Source organism: Heyndrickxia vini, assembly GCF_016772275.1.
Taxonomy (GTDB): Bacteria; Bacillota; Bacilli; order Bacillales; family Bacillaceae_C; genus Heyndrickxia; species Heyndrickxia vini.
In genome coordinates this window covers 2,184,089-2,203,122 of the sequence record NZ_CP065425.1, presented here as the reverse complement: position 1 = coordinate 2,203,122, position 19,034 = coordinate 2,184,089, and the positions used below count along the sequence as shown (strand labels likewise).

Below are 19,034 nucleotides of genomic sequence, written 5' to 3'. Positions count from 1 at the left end.
TTGAGAATTTTAAAGGAAAAATCGATTTATCAACTTAGCTTTTTACCGAATATCTTTCCTGTTAATTGTTATTTCGTTGAAGAAGAGGGCAGTTTAACCCTTATAGATGCTGCCTTGCCATTTAGTGCTAAAGGGATCTTGCAGGTTGCGAAGGAGATTGGAAAACCGATTACGCGAATTGTTTTGACGCATGCACATGATGATCATGTTGGAGCATTAGATTCTTTAAAAGAAGTACTTCCAGAAGCAAAAGTTTATATTTCCGAAAGGGATGAGCGGTTAATGCGAGGAGATCGAAGTTTAGATGAAGGAGAAGGCGATAAACCGATTAAAGGTGGAGTTCCTAAATCGTTAAAAACGAAAGCAGATGTGTTATTGAAGGAAGGGGATCATATAGGATCATTACTTTCTATTGCTACTCCCGGTCACACACCAGGTTCATTTTCATTTTTAGATACAAGGAATCAAGCAATAATCGTTGGTGATGCCCTTCAGACAAGAGGTGGTATCGCTGTTTCCGGACAATTTCGACCATTTTTTCCGTTTCCGGCATTTGCAACATGGAGCCATGAAGTTGCTCTTGAGAGTGCAATAAAAATACTAGACTATTCACCAAGCTTATTAGCGGTTGGACATGGGAAAATGATTGTAAATCCAGAGAAAATAATATCTCAAGCCATTAAACGAGCACAAATCAAACTAGGGAAAGGAATCTAGAAGATGTCACCAAGAATAGGACTCGATTTGAAAACAATTTTACAAGCAGCAATTGAAATTGCCGATGCAGAAGGTCTAGAAGCAGTTACATTGGCAACGTTAGCAAAGAAACTAACCATTCGCCCACCATCCTTATATAATCATATCGATGGATTAGCGGGACTTCGCAAACAGCTAACGATTTATGGAATTGAAGAATTAAAAAACTGTTTATCTCGTGCAGCAGTTGGCAGGGCGGGAGATGACGCCATTCGAGAAATGGGTGAAGCGTATATTACATTTGTTCGGAACAATCCAGGTCTTTATGAAGCAACTTTTCTTTCTTTAGATGCAGATGATATACAAAGTGCATCAAGTGATGTAGTACAAATAGTTGTCAGGGTACTAGATCATTATGGGCTAAATGAAGTAGAGGCAATTCATGCCACACGTGGGTTTCGCAGTATTTTACATGGTTTTGCGTCCATTGAGCAAAAAGGCGGTTTTGCCATGGATTTAGATTTAAATGAAAGCTTTCAATTTTTAATTGATACGTATATAGCGGGGTTAAAAAAGTTAAATGAATCAAAATGAATGGTTTATAAAGTTTTAAAAAAATCTTCCCTCCATGTTTGGAATTTTCTTTGGTTATGGAGGGAGATTACGTATGTATTTCAAGAAATTAATTCAAATCTTTTATATACCAAGCATCCATAGCAGAATGTTCAGAACCTGATAACGGTTCTTTTAAAAGGGTAAATCCGAATTTTTCATATAAAATACATGCAGTTTTTAATTCATGCTGTGTTTCTAAGTAGCACTTTGCATAATGTTTGGAAGCAAATGACAAAGCTGTTTCCATTAGCTTCTTTCCATAGCCTAAACCTTGTGTCTTTGGACTTAAGTATAGCTTTTGCAATTCGCAAATTTTGTCATGTTCGTTAAACGGAGCGATACCAATTCCGCCAACGACTTCACCTTCCATTTCTACTACCCAATAGTTCGCATGTTTTACATTCGTATAATAGTGATGAAGGTCGTTAAGTTGAGGGTCAAAATACGCTGTTCCGGGAATCGCTAACCCAAGTGATTCTAATGAATTTTGTATTATTTCCTTTATTTTTGCATTATCTTCTTTTTTCATTTCTCGAATAATCATATACTTTCTCCTTCGATTAGGTCTTATTAAAGATTGTGCAAGATTCTATCTCTACATATATATTACACGTCATTCATTGACAGATGCCAGCCCTAAAAATTCATTTCTAATATAACAATCTATTAATGAGTGGATGATTTTTTATAGTAGGATCGGTTAGTTGTGTTAGAATATTATAAAAAGTTCGGAGGAGAAAACATGAAAGTGACTAAAAAGAATGTACAAGCGAATGATCAAACTACGAACTATACACATATAGAATTAGGAGGCAAAACGATTTGTTTTATGTTTTCAGGTTCAGGATACACCTATGATAAGCCCTTATTTTATTATTCGACTATGACCATGATTCAAAACAAGATTGATATTGTTCATCTCCATTACTCTTATGGAGGAGATTTATGGAAGCAACCTCTTGATGAAATCTCTAAAACTATGATGAAAGATATTAGCCCTGTAATTTCGGATGTCCTAAAATATGGTCAATACAATGAGACGATTTTTTTAGGAAAATCACTTGGAACCATCCCAATTGCTAATTTCTTCATGAAAAAAGATGAATTTCTAAAGTCAAAAATGATTCTATTTACCCCACTGTTAAAATTCAATTTGATTTTTGAATCAATTTTGAAAAGCGATCATCAAGGCCTCTTAGTTATTGGGGATAAAGATCCACATTTCGATTTGAATCAAATGAAACAATTAAAAAACTCAAACTTAAAGGTAGAGGTTGTCCCAAACGCAAATCATTCCTTAGATATTGGCGAATTTGAGACAACAAATTCGATTGTAGCTTTATCGAATGTAATGGAAAAGCTTCAGGAAGTAGTATATTGGTAAAGCAATTTCCAGAAACAAAACGAATGGTATTCTAAAGAGACTGATCCCAACTATATCAAAACCAGCGTATGATATTGATAAAACAAGAGATCAGTCAAATATCAAAATCAAAACCGGCGTATGATATAGATAAAGCAGGAGACCAGTCAAATATCAATATCAAAACCGGCGTATGATATAGATAAAGCAGGAGACCAGTCAAATATCAATATCAAAACCGGCGTATGATATAGATAAAGCAGGAGACCAGTCAAATATCAATATCAAAACCAGCGTATGATATAGATAAAACAAGAGATCAGTCAAATATCAATATCAAAACCGGCGTATGATATAGATAAAACAAGAGATCAGTCAAATATCAATATCAAAACCGGCGTATGATATAGATAAAGCGAGAGACCAATCAATTATCAATATCAAAACCAGCGTATGATATAGATAAAACAAGAGACCAGTCAAATATCAATATCAAAACCGGCGTATGATATAGATAAAGCGAGAGACCAATCAATTATCAATATCAAAACCGGCGTATGATATAGATAAAGCAGGAGACCAGTCAAATATCAATATCAAAACCGGTGTATGATATAGATAAAGCGAGAGACCAATCAATTATCAAAATCAAAACCGGCGTAATATAGAATGAAAATTGGAGTTCAAATTTACCTAAAGGGCAACGACTGAGTTAAAGGAATTACGATGAGCCTTGAAGGGTGAATCAATGATGAATATCGAAGGGAACCCGACCGGAAGTCCGCTAGTTACTCTGAGCTGGAGCTAGACAGGCGCCAATACCGAAAGAATCCATAGAGCACCTGCAGTGTAAAGCAATAGCCCGATTTAACAAAAAAGCATTTCTTTTTAAGCAACAGAAAATTTATTGAAAGAAGTGTAGACATGATGAAAAAAACAGCTGTTTTATTGTATCCACATTTTAGTGAATATGAGTTAAGTGTAGCACTATCTATTTTAATGCAAGCAAATAAACCAATTGTCACTATTGGCTTGAACAAACAAACTATTAAAGGTGAAGCAGGGTTATCTTGCGTACCCGACACTACTATCAATGAAGTTAATCCCGAAGAAATTGATAGTCTTTTGTTACCGGGTTGTATGGATATTATGACGCTTATAGACAAACATGAACTGTTTGAATTTATTAATCAAATGGCTGCAAAAGAAATTGTCATTGCAAGTATCTCCAGCTCTCCGTTTCTTTTAGCAAAAGCAGGTGTTTTAAGGGGTAAAAAGTTTACTGTTGGGCTGACAGAGGAAGCTATGGATAAGTTAGGCGTTTTTGAAAAAGAGAATTATTGTAAAGACATTGTAGTAATAGATGGTAATATAATTACGGCAAGAGGAAGAGGATTTATTCGGTTTGGAATTTATTTAGGAAAAGCATTAAACCTTGAATTCGATGAAGGATGGTATCATGAATGATTCTAATGTTTTTATTAAATACAAATTATATAGGTAGTTTGGTTAAAATGGAAATCAAGTACCACGTGTTGAATTACTAATATAATAGATAAAGGGGCCAAAAATGTTGAAAAAAAATAATAACCAAGTCTCCTTAAGAACTGGTCATTTAGATGATGCAGAATCCATTTTAACAATACAAAAGGAAGTCGTATCAGAAAACGAATTTATGATTTCTGTTTTAGAGGAATTTGATGAGACAACTGAGCAACAAAGAAATTGGATACGGAAAATTTTAGAGAATGAGAGAGAAACAATCATTGTGGCGGAAATTGAAGGGGAAGTAATTGGTTTGATTGTATTTCGTTCAAAGAATACGAAAAGACTTGCCCATACCGGCTATTTTACAACGATGATAAAAAAGGATTTTCGAGATATGGGGATTGGAAAACTTCTTATTAATAAACTTTTAAAATGGGCGCAACAGAATCCTTATATTGAAAAAGTAAGTTTAGGAGTTTTATCAACTAATCAAAGAGCAATAGCTTTGTATAAAAGTGTAGGATTTATAGAGGAGGGTCGCAAAATTAAAGAAGTGAAGTTTAGTAAGGATTTATATGTAGATGATATTCTAATGTATAAATTGGTATAATCTATAATAAAACTATTGCTTATTTGAATGAGAGGATTAAATTCACAGTCTTAAAATGAATTTACTATTTCAACCTCACAGTCTCCTTAGCCATTTAATGCTTAACCAGAAAAGCTATAACTTTCGTCCCCAAGATATATTCTAGAGGACGAAAGTTTCCAAGATCATCGGAAAAAGTGTAGAATTTATATTTATTCATGAGAGTAACGCTTTGAGAGTTTCTCCTTATGAGAATTAAACACTTCTTCTAAAGAAATGTTATATTTATTCGCAATTACAATTACGTTACCCAATACATCTCCTAATTCTTCTATTAAAGCCTTTCTATTGTTCGTAAACGATTCTGCAACTTCGTCCGGTCTATCCCGCCCAATTTCAAGGGCTCTTATTGCCCGTGCTACTTCTCCAGTTTCCTCCGCTAAAAAGCCGATCCGAATAAAAATGTCTAGCTCGGACCAACCTCTATTCTCATAATAATCATTTACCCACTGTTGAAATTCACTTACATCCATTTTTTCTCACTCCTTCAATTCACTATCATAAAGTTTAACAAATCTTTCAGACTTTTGTATAATATAAACGCTGAATTTGTTAGGGGGATGGTCATAATGAAAAAAATAGCAGTATTTTGTGGTTCCAGTAATGGAGCGTCAAATACTTATATCGAAAATGCTAAAAAACTTGGTAAAGAACTAGCAAAACGGAATATTTCGCTTGTTTATGGTGGCGCAAGTGTTGGTGTTATGGGAGCAGTTGCCGATGCTGTATTGGATGAAGGTGGTCAAGTCATTGGAATTATGCCTAGATTTTTAGAACAGAGGGAAATATCTCATAAAGGATTATCAGAACTGATCGTTGTCGATTCTATGCATGAAAGAAAGGCTAAAATGGCAGAGCTTGCAGATGGGTTTATCGCGTTACCAGGTGGACCGGGAACATTAGAAGAATTCTTTGAGATTTTTACATGGGCTCAATTAGGACTTCATCAAAAACCTTGTGGCCTTTTAAATATCAATCATTACTTCGATCCACTTGTTGAACTGTTTAATCATATGGTAAAGGAACAATTTTTACATGAAAAATACCGTACAATGGCACTTGTAGAGGTTGAACCGAATCAGTTGCTAGAAAAATTTAAAACGTATGAACCACCAACTATAAAAACCTACATTAATGAGAAACAGATTTAAAATTTAAAGCCAATAATCAGACCAAGGTCACAAGCCCTTGGTCTGTTGTTATTTCAGCTAAACTTCTTCATTTGGAATTTCCATTATATATAATTATTAATTTTGGTGGAGTGTATTCTACACGATAATCCAACTATCCCATTTTTTATTAAATATATATTATTGACTTGATTAATAAAAATTAACGTTTGGCGATTATCATGATGTTGCCTGTAATTGGCGCAAATCGCAAGTAAAGTGTCACCTTTTGCTAGTTACATAGAAACGATGGGTAGATATAATGTAATAGCTGTCCCATCAAAAAGGCAGAACCCAGGTAACGCCCAAAAATAGTGAATGTGTAGATTGCAAAAGGAGGAACAAATTGAATGACTTCTCAAACCCGTATTAAAATGCCTGTTGGATTTTGGGCAGGATTAGATCAATTAGGGATTGCCTCCTACGAAGTGGTTCGGAAAGCACGACTGCCACTTACCATTATTAATGAACCAATTGTAACGACTGCCCAATATTTCGCAATTTGGCATGCATATTCTGATCTCATCGGGGACATTGCCAAAGGAATTACCATGCTTCCGAAAATCTTTGAAACTGCTCAGTATCCGCCCTCCGTATTAGCGACTTATCATGCGCGTGACTACCGAGATGCACTATACCGAATGGCACGATACAAACAATTGTGCCCACCTGAAGGCTTACATATTACCGAGAAAGGCGAACAATGTATTATCGAACTGAAATGGCAAGATTCCGAAGAACCCATTCCTCCGATATTGGTTGGAATCACGCTATCATTTCTTTTAGAGCTTGGCCGCAGGGGCACAGGTCAACAATTGACGGCGAGTCTCGTCGAATTTTCGCAATCGATGGGAGACGTGCAAATACTCGAAGCTTATTTCGGATGCCATATTAAAATTGGTGCGAATGGTAACCGTTTGACACTATACCGAAAAGATCTGGACTTACCATTTGTCACGTACAACGCGGAGTTACTAGAGATTCTGACACCCGCATTGGAGCAATCTTTGGATGATCAGAAATGTAGCACATCACTCATCAGAAAGGTTAAGTGGATTATAAAACGAAGTTTAACGGGAGGACGCCCTGACATTAAGAATGTTGCGAGTGAGTTAGGGATGAGCAATCGTACCTTACAGCGGCGCCTTACTGATGAAGGCACGAGCTTCAATCACATATTGGCACAATCCCGCCATGAACAGGCACTTGAGTACTTGACAAACCCCTCGCTCGAGATTAAAGAAGTTGCCTTTCTGGTTGGCTATGAAGACCAAAATTCGTTCTATCGTGCCTTTCGCATATGGGAGGGGGAGAGTCCTTCAAATTGGCGCACTAAGCATGTAGGGGCGAATTTGATAAATGAATAGAATAGGAGAATTGTAGGATGGATATGGAGTTAAAAAATAAAACAGCATTAGTTACCGGATCTACGAAAGGTATTGGAAAAGCAATTGCGATAGAACTTGCCAAGGAAGGCGTGAATGTTCTAATTAATGGAAGAAATTATAATGAAGTAGAACAAATAGTAAATGAAATGAAAGCAGGGTTTCCAGATACTTCTCCCCAGAATGCTACTGCCGATATAGTCAATAAAGAACAAAGAGAGGCTTTATTTGAAAAATACCCCACTATCGATATATTAGTTAACAATATGGGTATCTATGAAATTATGCAATATGACGATGTTGACGATGAAGTATGGGAAAAATACTTCCGTACGAATGTTCTTGCGGCAAACGGATTATCTAAATTTTATTTACATAAAATGTTAAAAAATGGTTTTGGACGGATTATCTTTATCGCGAGTGAAGAAGCCATTATGCCTTCGGAACAAATGCCACAGTATTGTATGACAAAATCAATGCTGTTATCATTATCAAAAAGCTTATCTAAATTAACAAAAGGAACAGAGGTTACGGTTAACACGATCATGCCGGGACCAACACTCTCAGAAAATGTACATCAAATAATTGATGGAATGTACCCTAATGAAGAGATTACTTTTTCAGAAAAAGAGAAGAAATTTATGACTACCAACCTACCCCAATCTGAAATACAGCGATTTATTAGGCCAATTGAAATAGGAAGATTAACTGCATTTGTTTGTAGTCCTTATGCATCGGCATTTAAAGGTTCTCCAATCCGTATGGATGGGGGGATGGTACCAACTATTTTTTAGACTATAAAGGGGGTAACGTCTGGAAAAGGCGGACCTATAAGCAGTGTCTTGCTCGATAGTTTGTGGTAAAACGGTGATCCCCATCCCTGTTTGTTCAGCAATCGGGCCATATAATTGAATAACTCATTTTCGTTAATGTGAAACTAAAATGGGTGATGTTTATGAAAAGATATTCTTCAGGTTGTAATGTTTTAACGGATTTTAATACGTGGTTTGTAGAGGAATGTGTGTTTTTATATAATTAAACTACCAATTTTATTTATGGTGATGCCTAACCTAGGCAAAGATCGGACATATAAACTATGGGGAGGAAAGCGTTATGGAACAAATGAATGCGCCGCAAGTACGGATTGTACCTTGGGACGAGGATGACCTTGATTTGCTTCGTCTTCTCAATGCGCCGGAAATGACCGTACACTTTGGCGGTCCTGAGACTGAGGAAAAACTCCTTGCTCGCCATAAAACGTATTGTGAGATTGCCGGGCAAGGAACCGGTCGTATGTTTAAGATTCTTTTGCTTCCGAACAACGAAGTCGTTGGCAGTGTTGGCTATTGGGATATGGTTTGGCAAGGAGAAGATGTTTTTGAGACAGGATGGAGTGTTTTGCCGGCATTTCAAGGAAGAGGGATAGCAACAGCAGCAACAGCGAAAGCTATCGCTTCTGCCGCTTCTGAAAAGAAACATCGATTCATTCATGCTTACCCTAAAGTCATCAACCCCGCTTCGAATACTATTTGCCGCAAGCTCGGTTTCTTGTTTATGGGTGAGTGTGATTTTGAATACCCCATCGGGACTCCCATACGATGTAATGATTGGAGATTGGAATTAGGCGAAGAATAAACCATAGATTATAAGAAAATGAGAGATCCTATATATAGTAATTTACCAGAATTGCCTGAGTTAATTATTCCAGAATAGGACTCGGTTGTTGGGCAAAAAGTAAAAGGGTGATACATATTATACATGACTAATATGTATCACCCTTTATTTTTTTGACTTTCTATGATTGTGGTCTTAAGAAATTTTAAAGCTACACCAAGAGCTATTTTCTTCGGAAAGCAAGGAGAAATTCAAGTGCGAATCATACAGTAAATACATTTCATATATAATACCAACTAAAAGCACGCAATTAGCGTGCTTATTTGTATTGACAGTCATAAATAAGTGGTTGAAAAATGGCAATATTATGAACATGGGTTACCAAATGTATCCTTTCGTAGGAAAAAGGTATATAATAAATTAGAACGATCGTTCAATTCTTAGAAAGGGGTTTTAGTTGAATTTGGATAAAAGACGTTATAACAGTGAAAAAGCTAAGCGTGACATTATGGAAAAAGCAACCTTGATATTTTCTCAAAAAGGCTACAATCAAACTTCGGTACAAGACATCTCAAAAGCCTCCGGATATAGCAAAGGACACATTTACTATCATTTTCAAAACAAAGAAAAGCTGTTTGTTTTACTAGCACAAAACACGATGCAAGATTGGTATACAAAATGGATGGCAAAAGAATCATCCTATACCACAGCAACACAGAAACTTTATGGCATGGCAATGCATGTCCTTTATAATTACCAAACTCCTTTATTAAAAGGAGGGCAAGAACTAGCTTCAAATCCCGCGTCAAGTTTAGAATCTGTTAACGCATTATACGAGTTAGCGGTTATACCTATGGATTCTTATCGTTCCATTCTTCAAGAAGGGGTGGAAAAGGGTGAATTTGAATGTGGAAATATTGATGAGTGGACCTTGCTTGTTGGAACATGGTTAGGGGGGTTATGTCAGTTAACGAACACACAGGAATTGAGTACGCTTGAACATCTCTTTAAACAAGCTATTACCATCTTTTTAGCGTCCATTAAGAGGAGGAAATAGAAATGAAAATAGCATTAATTGGTGACAGTTTAACTGAAGGCCGACCGGGTGTTTCTTTCTTTAACATTCTAAAAAAGAAGTTTCCGGACATTACGTTCGTTAACCTTGGCAAACCGGGAGAGTCAGTTAAAAGTTTATATACTAGACTTATAAAAACAAAGTTAGATATAGATTATGATCTATCTTTCCTTTGGATTGGCGTAAATGATGTTTATTCAAAACTTCTTAGTGTTCAAGCACAGCCAGTAGCAAAAGATCATGATGAGTTCAAAGACTGTTACGAGAAAGTCTTAGGGCTAGTTCTTGGGTCATCAAAGAAAGTCGTTGCAGTTACTCCGGCATTAGTTGGCGAAAATACGGATAATGCTCCTAATAATGAAATCACGGAATTGAATGATCTTATCCAATCCATCATCAGTAAACAAACAAATGTCAGTTTTCTAGATATCCAATCAGTTTTTTTAAGCCATCTTTCGAAAGTTAGCAGTTCGGATTATATCAGCACAAAAGTAATGAGAGTAATGATGGATGTTCTCTTTTATAGGAAGCCTTCAAGAATTGATAGGCTATCAAAAGAACGCGGTCTTCATCTTACATTAGATGGTATACATCTAAATAGTGCTGGTGCACAAATTGTTGCAGAGACTTATGCATCTGAAATCGAGCGTTTTTTGACATACAAAAACCGTGACGCAATTCAATGACGATAACCTCATGAAAAAACAGGGATTCGACCATATTGTAAATACAGCATCAGCAGCGGGTTTAGGACCTTCTCCGGTATCCTCAGCATATGCCACTACGAAACATGCAGTTGTGGGCTTAACTCCCTCGCTTCATTATGAAGCAGAAGTATTCGGTATTAAAGTAAGTGCACTTTGTCCCACGTTTGATGATACCCCTATTTTTGAAGCAGCGAAAGCAATCAATATCAATAAGACAGTAATTATCCAACAATTAAAGAGGCAAAAGAGACGTCTCCCGAAAAACTAGCTAAAATTACTTTACGTGGGATCCATAGGAACAAAATTTATTAGAAAATCCGAAAATGATAAAGCTAATTAAAAAGCATGGTTACGAGGCTATTTCAGAACCGTATTTAAAATCCGCGATTTTTTATAATCAGAATGGGACTACTTATAATAAAGCGTATACAAGAATAGACTTAAAAAAGTTGTTAAACTAATGAATTTTGGGGGGCCTGGGGGATTGATCGAATTATGCGAATCTACTGAGGAAGCTGGTAGAAGAGAAATATTAGAGTAATAGGTATTGAGATTGGTAAACTCGATTTAGTTGGTGTTTTTTCTGGGAACCAGCATTATGTAATATTACCTAATGGCGATGAATTTTATCCTGTTACAATATCTTAAGATTCATGGCGGAATTTTAAAAGCAGTTGGTACGAAACAACGATGCCCAAGTTTTTTAGTATAAATCAAGTACCTGAAAGACTTAACCAAGGAGAGTGAGAAGATGGATATATTCGAAAGACAGTATGATTGGATTAAACGTACAAGGGACTCATTATTTCGTTATTGCGACTCCTTGACACCCACAGATTATGTTAAAGATCTTGAAACCTTTGGTGGAGACTCTATTCGCAGTCTACATGTTCATGTTGCCGATTGTTATCGGGTATGGTTGGGGAATCGTGCTCTAGGAAAATCACTTCCCGTAATAAAACCGGAGTCCGTTAACAACGTACAGGAAATGCGGGAGGTTTTTAGGAAAACGGATGCCCTGGTTCATGAGTTTTTAAATGAATTTAGAGGCAAATGGGATCACTCTGTACAAGTATCCTTTAAAGATGGTGGTAGCGCGGAATATACAACATTATGGCTTTTTACGCACACCAGCACCCACGAGTTTCACCATAAAGGACAAATTGTAAAAATAGGAAGACAACTCGGATATATCCCGCCGGATACGGACCTCCTTGAACCTTAATGATTTGTCATATTATTTAAACCAAGATAACGTATATTGATCTTCCGCAAACGGGTACTTATCCTATTGCGGTTTTCACGGCATCTCTACCTAGTAAGTTCACTTATAAGGATAAAAAGTATGGAAAATGCTACGACATTAGAACAAGAAGGGCACAGTAATTGAATACGTGTTATGCTTCAATCGGAATAAACCATCAGAAGGAGATATTCTGTGTCAAGCTATATATTTGCAGATTTACTTATTTTGGTATTAATTCTTTGAATAAAACAGAAAACCCGGAAGATCCGCTCGATTAAAACTATCTTCGTGTTTCCTTTTGTCCTTGCTGTACTGGGAATTGCAGCGTTGATATTAAACAATCGTAGTCCAGTTTTACCACGAGATATCCTTTTGCTTGTGGTTAGTCTGGCTATTCCGGGTGTAGGACCGGGATGGATTCGCGGGTTTACCTATAAAATTTGGCATGTAGGAAATCAGATGATGAGAAAAGGGACCCTGCTAAACCTAATTTTGTGGTTTGTTGTCCTCGGCATTCATATTTGGATTTTAAGTTTTGGTAATGAGAATGCTGCCGGAGCAAATGTGCTTCTTTATTCTTATTGAACCTTTCTTGGTTCTTATTTGTCGATAGTCGAAGTAACGAAAGCACGGAACTGCATATTAAGGAATTTCTACTAACTTATATTTGTTTTTGAAATGACGGACACATATGACAGTGTGAGGCTGTCATAATTCAACGTGTAGTCCTTATTCAACAGGAGATTTGGAAGAAGAAAAATATAATGTATAATATTAGCGATATTAAAGTTGTTTATTGGAATAGGAGTTATCAAATATGAACTTGAAAATTAGGCAAGAACAAGTAGATGATTACGATTTAACCGAAATGATTGTGAAGAGTGCATTCGCCAATGCAGAACACAGCGACCAAAAAGAACATCTGTTAGTTTCCCGAATAAGAAAGTCCAAAGGTTTCATTCCAAAGCTATCATTAGTGGCAACAGATGAAGATACTAACGAAATTTTGGGACATATTCTTTTGTCTAAGGTGAAAATTAGTAAAAACGACAATGAATTGATAGAATCACTTTCCCTTGCACCTGTTTCTGTCTTACCAGAGTATCAAAACAAAGGAATAGGAGGGCTACTAATTACCGAAGCATTGAAAGAAGCAAAAGAACTTGGATACAACTCAGTTGTTGTATTGGGATATCCAGAATATTATCCGAAGTTTGGCTTTAAAAAAGCATCCTTATGGGGAATAAAAGCATCTTTTGAAGTGCCAGATGAAGCATTTATGGCAATAGAACTAAGTGAAAATGCTCTCAATAATGCTTCAGGGGTTATCGAATATCCAAGTGTATTTTTCGAATAAGCAATTTCAAATTTCAGTTTTTAAATTAGAGGGTGCGTTGACAAGAATAGAGGAAACCCTAAAACATTAATAGGGTTTCCCTTAATTTTTATTTAAGTATCAACATTAAAATTTAACAGATCCATAAATTAAAAGCCGATAGGTTATAAAAACCAATCGGCTAAACTATGTTTAATACTTATTAAAGATTAACAGTCTTTGCTTTTCGTGCTTGTTTTGAATGTAATCTTTTCATTGCAAATCTTGCGATGGGCTGTGCAACAAGCAACTCAATCCAAATCGCCAACCCGAAGTTCCTAAACCAATTGTGAAAGAAGTTTTGAAAAGGAACGATGCTTATTTTCCCCGTACCAACCCATGGTCCTATTATTGACATGCAAACAGATAGGACTGTAACTGTTAAAAAGGTATTCAACAATATGCGAGCATTGAATCCATCCGTTTTAGCTATGAATATTGGCATCACTTTATTAACTATCGGTTCTGCGACCAAATTTACCAGCAATACGATGATAACCCATATGAATGGGATAATCCGTAACGTTTCCAAATAATTACCTATGTTGAATCCTTTTTCTAACATCATAATAACAGGTGCAATGGTGTTGACTGAAATAATAGAAATAATCAACATAAATATAATGCCTTCTTTTGGGCTTTGAGGAAGTCTATCTTCCTTATACATATTTTGACCCTTCGAAAAAATAAAAATTTCAGATGGCAGACGTATCATTCGACATATATTTTTGATTAGTAAAACTCATACCAATATCTCTACACACTGATTATTTAATTTTAAACACCTTTTCAAATGAATTACAGTCTTGAAAAAATTAAATATATGTGAGCAAAAAGGATTGTGTTGTTTAACTAAACCAGCTAATAGTTTGTCAATATTTTTCAATAAAAAATTTAAATTTGTCATGATATACTAAAAATGTGCATGCCAAATAACCTTCCACTTTTCTCTTTTTGGAAGGTTTTGCTTTATTTAGTTAGATATAGTTTCTAACCTATATCTTGGAAAGGGGTTCTACTTTTTAGTAGTGCGTAAATCCAGTGTAAGAGCTTATTAACACATGCGATAACTGCTACTCTAAAGGGTTTGCCTTCTTCACGTTTTTTATCATAAAATTCTCGTAATCTCTTATTGCGTGCGATTATCTCATCAGTCGTTTTCTTCTTACGAGAATCACGAATACCACTTTGAACAGCCATATACAGTGCGTGGCGGAGTCTACAAGAACCTCGTTTTGTAATTCGATTAACTGATGCGGTAAACTTTCCTGAAGAGTAAACGCTAGGATCGACTCCAGCGAATGCAACTAGTTTCTTGGCATCATTAAACCGATCTATTTCTCCAATTTCAGAGATAATTGTTGCCGCGATTTTCTCACCGATACCAGGAATAGATTGGAGAATATGATATTCTTCAATTTCTTTAGCGAGGGCATCTATTTCAGTCGCAATCTTAGATAGATGCTCTTGGTATTGAAGAACAAGATTAACTAACATTTCAAGATTAAAAATATTACTCTGATACAGGTTGTTCTGGAACGGATTACGAAGGGCTGCTTCTTTTAACTTTTTTGCCCTTTCTTGAGCCCAAAGATCGGAACGACTTTTACATAATGAACGTATCCTTTCTGATAAATCTCTCTCACTCGCACTTAATACTGCCTCAGATGTTGGGAATGCTAGTAAAGTGAGTAAAGATACCTTTGAATATAAATCCCCAAACACACCTCTATATTCAGGGAATACCTGGTCTAACAAGGAGTGCAACTGTATCTTAGTTTTGGCTGATATTTCTGCAATACTTTCTTGCTGTCTAGTAAGGTTACGAAGGTTTAAAAGTTGAACACCTCGCTTTTTATAGGGTTCTAAATCTTCTTTATAAAACAGCTCACAAAGGTGATAGGCATCTACTGCATCTGTTTTAACTTTACGCAGACTTGAACTTTTTGCACGGTGTGAGATTAGAGGATTAACAATAATATAAACGTACTTTTGTTCCTCCAAAAATTGAATAACTGGATAATGATAGTGACCAGTTGATTCCAATACGACCGTAGGTCGGTTGCCATTAGCCGCTTGTTCAACTTCATGAAGGAATTCTAGAAAATTCCCCAACCCTTTAAGATCATGCTTAATGCTAAAGCTCATTCGATAAGGTTTACCTTTATCTAAAAAGGCTTGAATCTGACTTTCCCCTTTTGAAACATCCAGACCAATGACTGGATTCATACACTATCTCCTCCTAGAATATTGAATTAGTCGGTAACCCCTAAGGCTTCTTGTAATGTCATAGGTTCGCTTGTTAAACGGGATCTCATTGTCCCAACCAGCCTGAAACATGTTTATACAAGTAGGGGGTGAACAGTTTAGCTGACGGGGTCTAGTCCCACGGGTGCGACGTTCTACCCCGACTACCGTTATCATAAGACCATATAAAAATAGGTCAACCAGAAAAATCTGGCTAACCTTATATTACGAACGGGTGCAAGAGTTGAAGATCAGAGCTGACATAAGGGCAACTTTTTCTTGTTTCACTAACGGGGCAGTTTTGTTCAATAAGACGATGTTAAATAGTAGTTAAAAGGTGATGCGAAAATGCCAATATTCCCAGATTAAATTGACCTTCTATCAATATTTGAATCGGAACCAATATTATTGGATTCTACATTAAAGGATTTGGACAAATCTTAGTACAACAATAAAACACCTTACATATAAGGTGTTATAAGCTGGTTTCCTCATTAAGAAGCCTCTTCTGGTTGTGCGATTTCAAATTCACCTTCTGGATACACTTGCTCCGCATAATGGCTTCCCCATTGACAGAGCTCCTGCAAGATAGGTTTAAGAGATTCTCCAAGTTCAGTGGATGAATATTCAACCTTCGGTGGTACTTGATTATATATCTTTCTGCTCACAAGTCCACTGTCTTCAAGCTCTCTAAGTGTTTGAATCAGCATTTTCTGAGTTATATCTGGGACAATGCGCTTTAATTCACTCGTTCTCTTTGGTCCATTCATTAAAAAGTATAATACAAGACCTTTCCATTTTCCGCCAATAACTTCCTTTGTCACTTCAAAACCACAACTAAATTTTTTCAAGTCTAAACCTCTCCATTCCACATTTATTACTTTTTAGTTACTATATCACAAAAAAGTGGGTACTTCCATTAATGTGCTTGCTGAAGGATACTATATCTTGTAAGTTGTTCTTCAAGTACTTAAAGGTACTAGACATAAAATAAAATTAATTCTAAAGGAGTGTTAAGTATGGGTAAATTTGAAGGTAAAATAGCGCTTGTAACGGGTGGAACAAGTGGGATTGGTCTTGCTACAGCACAAAAATTTGTAAACGAAGGTGCATATGTTTATATCACGGGACGTAGACAAAACGAACTTGATAAAGCTGTTAACCAAATTGGCAAGAACGTAACCGGTGTTCAAGGTGATATTTCTAAGCTTGAAGACTTAGACAAACTATATGACCTTATAAAGCAGGAAAAAGGTAAGTTGGACATTCTTTTTGCTAATGCAGGAATTGGAAACTTCCTTCCATTAGGTAGAATTACTGAAGAGCAGGTTGATAGAACGTTCGACATTAACGTTAAAGGAACCATCTTTACTGTTCAAAAAGCGTTATCACTATTCCCGAACAAAGTAGGTTCTATTATTGTAACAGGCTCTACTGCTGGTTCAATTGGCAACCCAGCGTTTAGTGTATATGGAGCATCTAAAGCAGCATTAAGAGCACTAGTTCGCAGCTGGATTCTTGACCTAAAAGGTACTGAAATCCGTGTAAATGTGGTTAGTCCAGGAGGTATTCTTACACCTGCATACGATGAGCTTTTTGGTGATGCACTTAAAGAGGTACTGGAAAATAGCAGAAATACTGTTCCAGCTGGAAAAATTGGGACACCTGAAGAAGTAGCAAACGCTGTATCTTTCCTTGCTTCAGACGAAAGCAGTTACTTGACGGGTGTTGAATTGTTCGTAGATGGCGGGCTAGCACAGGTATAATCTCACTGCGCAGAGATTACAATAAGGTTAATGGGGAATGGTGTAACGGAATCGCCGCAAAATATAAAATTTATAGGAGGAGTCAATATGACCAATCAACAAGTTCAACTCAATATTCGTTTTAAGGCTAAACCAGGGAAGAAAGAAGAATTCCGCAAGGAGCTATTTTCCCTAATTGAGGAGATGTCATCCGAAAAGGCATTTATTAGCGCTATTGTTTCGGACGATCTGGATCAGCCGGATGACTTGATCATTTATGAAACATGGCAAGGCACGAGAGATAGCTGGCTTGCGGAAGAATTTATTAAACCATACCGCAAGGATTACGAAGGAACACTGGGCGATTTAATTGTGGATAGAAGCGTCAGCTGGTTGCAACCTAACCGTGAATGGGGAAGTCATATAACGAATGCATATTAATTTTTATAAATGAGAAATAGCATCTACAGCTGTACAAATGGGCGAAGTCACAATAGCTGTCTTCGACGATACATGCGGCAACCTTATTCAGATAATGCAGGAGTAAACTTTATTTATGGTAGAAAAAGTTATGCAATAAAGTGTTTTTATAAACAATTTAACAACAACTTTATGTTGAGACCTACTAGAAGGAGGAAAGCATCATGGCATTTTTCGAAACAAGTGACGGCGTCAAATTGTATTATCAGCAAAAAGGAGAAGGACAACCGATTGTGCTCGTCCATGGCTGGTCATCGGATCATACAGCATTCGATCAACCATTTGAAGAATTGAGCAAAAAGTTCAATGTAGTGTCTTTTGATTTGAGAGGACATGGCGCTTCTGATCGCCCGGAGCATGGTTTGACATTGAAGAGATTCGCTTCCGATTTGGAAGAACTAATGGAGCATCTTAACTTGATGAATGTCACATTAGTTGGACACTCGATGGGGGTTTCTACGACATTCGAGTATGTAAAAAACTTCGGTGTATCCAGATTGAAGGCCGTATCGTTGTTCGACATGACACCAAAATTAGTCAATGAAGAGGATTGGAATTTAGGTCTTTATCACGGTAAATATACGCGGGAAGACTCATTGAATGATTTGACAGTGATCAATGATAGCTTGATGGAATTCGCAAAGCCTTTCTTTAAAGTGATCGTCCCATACTTGACTGGTGAAATGATGGAAGAGCAGCTCAATTTAGTAGTCAACGGCAATACCCCTCATGTATTAGCGGCAATGTGGCATGCGATGGCAGTTGGCGATTATCGTGACGTGTTACCACAAATCACTGTACCAACACAAATTGTGTATGGAGAAAAGAGTACACTTTACTCAAAAGAAACAGCGGAATACATGAAGGAACAGATTCCGAATTCTGAAGTGATTCCGTTTGAAAACTGCACGCACTTATTAGTTGCGGAAGATGTAGTAAAAACAGCAAAAGTAATTGAAGAACTTGCAAGTTCTATGGTGAATTCATAAATAATGAAGGGGCTTCATTTGATTACTCATAGAAAATCGTCCTCCTATTAAAGTGTTGTGTGGTAACTTCATTTTATAATAGAGGACGATTTTTTTGTATTTATAAGTAGAAAAAAGGCTGCCACCAAAGTCATTTTTTAATGACTTTTGGGCAGCCCCATCCATTTTTAAGGTTTAAAATTTATGACAAT

General features: G+C 36.6%; 22 protein-coding genes and 4 pseudogenes. 21 read left to right on the top strand and 5 right to left on the bottom strand.

The genetic code is table 11. The features are described from left to right. Both I5776_RS11135 and I5776_RS11130 read left to right on the top strand, forming a co-directional pair. Positions 1-717 (top strand): MBL fold metallo-hydrolase, encoded by a 717-nt coding sequence (locus I5776_RS11135; RefSeq protein ID WP_202776487.1) that lies wholly within the window; start codon positions 1-3, stop codon positions 715-717. Between the two features lie 3 nt (positions 718-720). Continuing rightward, entirely contained in the window at positions 721-1,290 is a 570-nt protein-coding gene (locus I5776_RS11130; RefSeq protein ID WP_202776486.1) for a TetR/AcrR family transcriptional regulator, read from the top strand. Between the two features lie 88 nt (positions 1,291-1,378). Here the strand turns inward: I5776_RS11130 and I5776_RS11125 are convergent, their stop codons facing one another. Next, entirely contained in the window at positions 1,379-1,855 is a 477-nt protein-coding gene (locus I5776_RS11125; protein ID WP_202776485.1) for a GNAT family N-acetyltransferase, read from the bottom strand. Between the two features lie 198 nt (positions 1,856-2,053). Here I5776_RS11125 and I5776_RS11120 point away from each other — a divergent pair, with 198 nt between their 5' ends. From I5776_RS11120 to I5776_RS11110, 3 genes are all read left to right on the top strand, one after another. Continuing rightward, positions 2,054-2,695 (top strand): alpha/beta hydrolase, encoded by a 642-nt coding sequence (locus I5776_RS11120; RefSeq protein WP_202776484.1) that lies wholly within the window; start codon positions 2,054-2,056, stop codon positions 2,693-2,695. 906 nt (positions 2,696-3,601) lie between these two features. Then, positions 3,602-4,141, top strand: coding sequence for a DJ-1/PfpI family protein (locus tag I5776_RS11115; RefSeq protein ID WP_202776483.1), 540 nt, complete (start codon positions 3,602-3,604; stop codon positions 4,139-4,141). A gap of 103 nt (positions 4,142-4,244) precedes the next feature. Beyond that, positions 4,245-4,772, top strand: coding sequence for a GNAT family N-acetyltransferase (locus I5776_RS11110; RefSeq protein WP_202776482.1), 528 nt, complete (start codon positions 4,245-4,247; stop codon positions 4,770-4,772). A 191-nt stretch (positions 4,773-4,963) separates the two neighbouring features. Here the strand turns inward: I5776_RS11110 and I5776_RS11105 are convergent, their stop codons facing one another. Beyond that, on the bottom strand, positions 4,964-5,284 hold the full coding sequence (locus tag I5776_RS11105) for a MazG nucleotide pyrophosphohydrolase domain-containing protein (RefSeq protein ID WP_202776481.1): 321 nt from the start codon (positions 5,282-5,284) through the stop codon (positions 4,964-4,966). A 96-nt stretch (positions 5,285-5,380) separates the two neighbouring features. Here I5776_RS11105 and I5776_RS11100 point away from each other — a divergent pair, with 96 nt between their 5' ends. The 12 genes and pseudogenes from I5776_RS11100 (at position 5,381) to I5776_RS11055 (ending at position 13,364) form a co-directional block, all read left to right on the top strand. Further along, the gene (locus I5776_RS11100) at positions 5,381-5,962 is read left to right on the top strand and encodes an LOG family protein (RefSeq protein ID WP_202776480.1); all 582 of its coding nucleotides are present in this window, start codon (positions 5,381-5,383) and stop codon (positions 5,960-5,962) included. 368 nt (positions 5,963-6,330) lie between these two features. Next, complete coding sequence (locus I5776_RS11095) at positions 6,331-7,347, top strand: AraC family transcriptional regulator (RefSeq protein WP_202776479.1); 1,017 nt, start codon at positions 6,331-6,333, stop codon at positions 7,345-7,347. Between the two features lie 17 nt (positions 7,348-7,364). After that, positions 7,365-8,159 (top strand): SDR family NAD(P)-dependent oxidoreductase, encoded by a 795-nt coding sequence (locus I5776_RS11090; protein ID WP_202776478.1) that lies wholly within the window; start codon positions 7,365-7,367, stop codon positions 8,157-8,159. Positions 8,160-8,478: 319 nt separating this feature from the next. Continuing rightward, positions 8,479-9,000: a GNAT family N-acetyltransferase gene (locus I5776_RS11085; protein WP_425490260.1), complete on the top strand. Its 522-nt coding sequence runs from the start codon at positions 8,479-8,481 to the stop codon at positions 8,998-9,000. A gap of 442 nt (positions 9,001-9,442) precedes the next feature. Beyond that, positions 9,443-10,036 carry a TetR/AcrR family transcriptional regulator gene (locus tag I5776_RS11080; RefSeq protein WP_202776476.1) on the top strand — a complete coding sequence of 198 codons (594 nt, stop codon included), beginning with the start codon at positions 9,443-9,445 and terminating at the stop codon, positions 10,034-10,036. Positions 10,037-10,038: 2 nt separating this feature from the next. Further along, entirely contained in the window at positions 10,039-10,740 is a 702-nt protein-coding gene (locus I5776_RS11075; protein WP_202776475.1) for a GDSL-type esterase/lipase family protein, read from the top strand. Between the two features lie 10 nt (positions 10,741-10,750). Continuing rightward, positions 10,751-11,067: pseudogene (locus I5776_RS11070) on the top strand (SDR family NAD(P)-dependent oxidoreductase); the annotation flags it as partial. 160 nt (positions 11,068-11,227) lie between these two features. Next, positions 11,228-11,508, top strand: a pseudogene (locus tag I5776_RS21800) (NUDIX hydrolase); the annotation flags it as partial. A gap of 4 nt (positions 11,509-11,512) precedes the next feature. Beyond that, entirely contained in the window at positions 11,513-11,986 is a 474-nt protein-coding gene (locus tag I5776_RS11065; RefSeq protein WP_202776474.1) for a DinB family protein, read from the top strand. A 309-nt stretch (positions 11,987-12,295) separates the two neighbouring features. Continuing rightward, positions 12,296-12,592 carry a hypothetical protein gene (locus I5776_RS11060; RefSeq protein ID WP_213085681.1) on the top strand — a complete coding sequence of 99 codons (297 nt, stop codon included), beginning with the start codon at positions 12,296-12,298 and terminating at the stop codon, positions 12,590-12,592. Positions 12,593-12,594: 2 nt separating this feature from the next. After that, positions 12,595-12,721 (top strand): annotated as a pseudogene (locus I5776_RS21795) (IS1595 family transposase); the annotation flags it as partial. A gap of 103 nt (positions 12,722-12,824) precedes the next feature. Further along, positions 12,825-13,364 (top strand): GNAT family N-acetyltransferase, encoded by a 540-nt coding sequence (locus tag I5776_RS11055; RefSeq protein ID WP_202776472.1) that lies wholly within the window; start codon positions 12,825-12,827, stop codon positions 13,362-13,364. A gap of 181 nt (positions 13,365-13,545) precedes the next feature. On the opposite strand, the gene I5776_RS11050 is transcribed toward I5776_RS11055, so the two are convergent. From I5776_RS11050 to I5776_RS11040, 3 genes are all read right to left on the bottom strand, one after another. Further along, a complete protein-coding gene (locus tag I5776_RS11050; RefSeq protein ID WP_202780774.1) occupies positions 13,546-14,049 on the bottom strand; it encodes a DUF2798 domain-containing protein in 504 nt (167 codons plus the stop codon). A gap of 323 nt (positions 14,050-14,372) precedes the next feature. After that, the gene (locus I5776_RS11045; protein ID WP_063441232.1) at positions 14,373-15,611 is read right to left on the bottom strand and encodes an IS110 family RNA-guided transposase; all 1,239 of its coding nucleotides are present in this window, start codon (positions 15,609-15,611) and stop codon (positions 14,373-14,375) included. 512 nt (positions 15,612-16,123) lie between these two features. Then, the gene (locus I5776_RS11040) at positions 16,124-16,480 is read right to left on the bottom strand and encodes a winged helix-turn-helix transcriptional regulator (RefSeq protein ID WP_202776471.1); all 357 of its coding nucleotides are present in this window, start codon (positions 16,478-16,480) and stop codon (positions 16,124-16,126) included. Positions 16,481-16,648: 168 nt separating this feature from the next. Between I5776_RS11040 and I5776_RS11035 the strand changes: the two genes are divergently transcribed. From I5776_RS11035 to I5776_RS11020, 4 genes and pseudogenes are all read left to right on the top strand, one after another. Next, positions 16,649-17,395 (top strand): SDR family NAD(P)-dependent oxidoreductase, encoded by a 747-nt coding sequence (locus I5776_RS11035; protein WP_202776470.1) that lies wholly within the window; start codon positions 16,649-16,651, stop codon positions 17,393-17,395. Between the two features lie 87 nt (positions 17,396-17,482). Further along, positions 17,483-17,815, top strand: coding sequence for a putative quinol monooxygenase (locus I5776_RS11030; RefSeq protein WP_202776469.1), 333 nt, complete (start codon positions 17,483-17,485; stop codon positions 17,813-17,815). A gap of 34 nt (positions 17,816-17,849) precedes the next feature. After that, a pseudogene (locus I5776_RS11025) lies at positions 17,850-17,921 on the top strand (VOC family protein); the annotation flags it as partial. Between the two features lie 97 nt (positions 17,922-18,018). Then, positions 18,019-18,843: an alpha/beta fold hydrolase gene (locus I5776_RS11020; RefSeq protein ID WP_115450015.1), complete on the top strand. Its 825-nt coding sequence runs from the start codon at positions 18,019-18,021 to the stop codon at positions 18,841-18,843. Positions 18,844-19,034 lie beyond the last annotated feature (191 nt).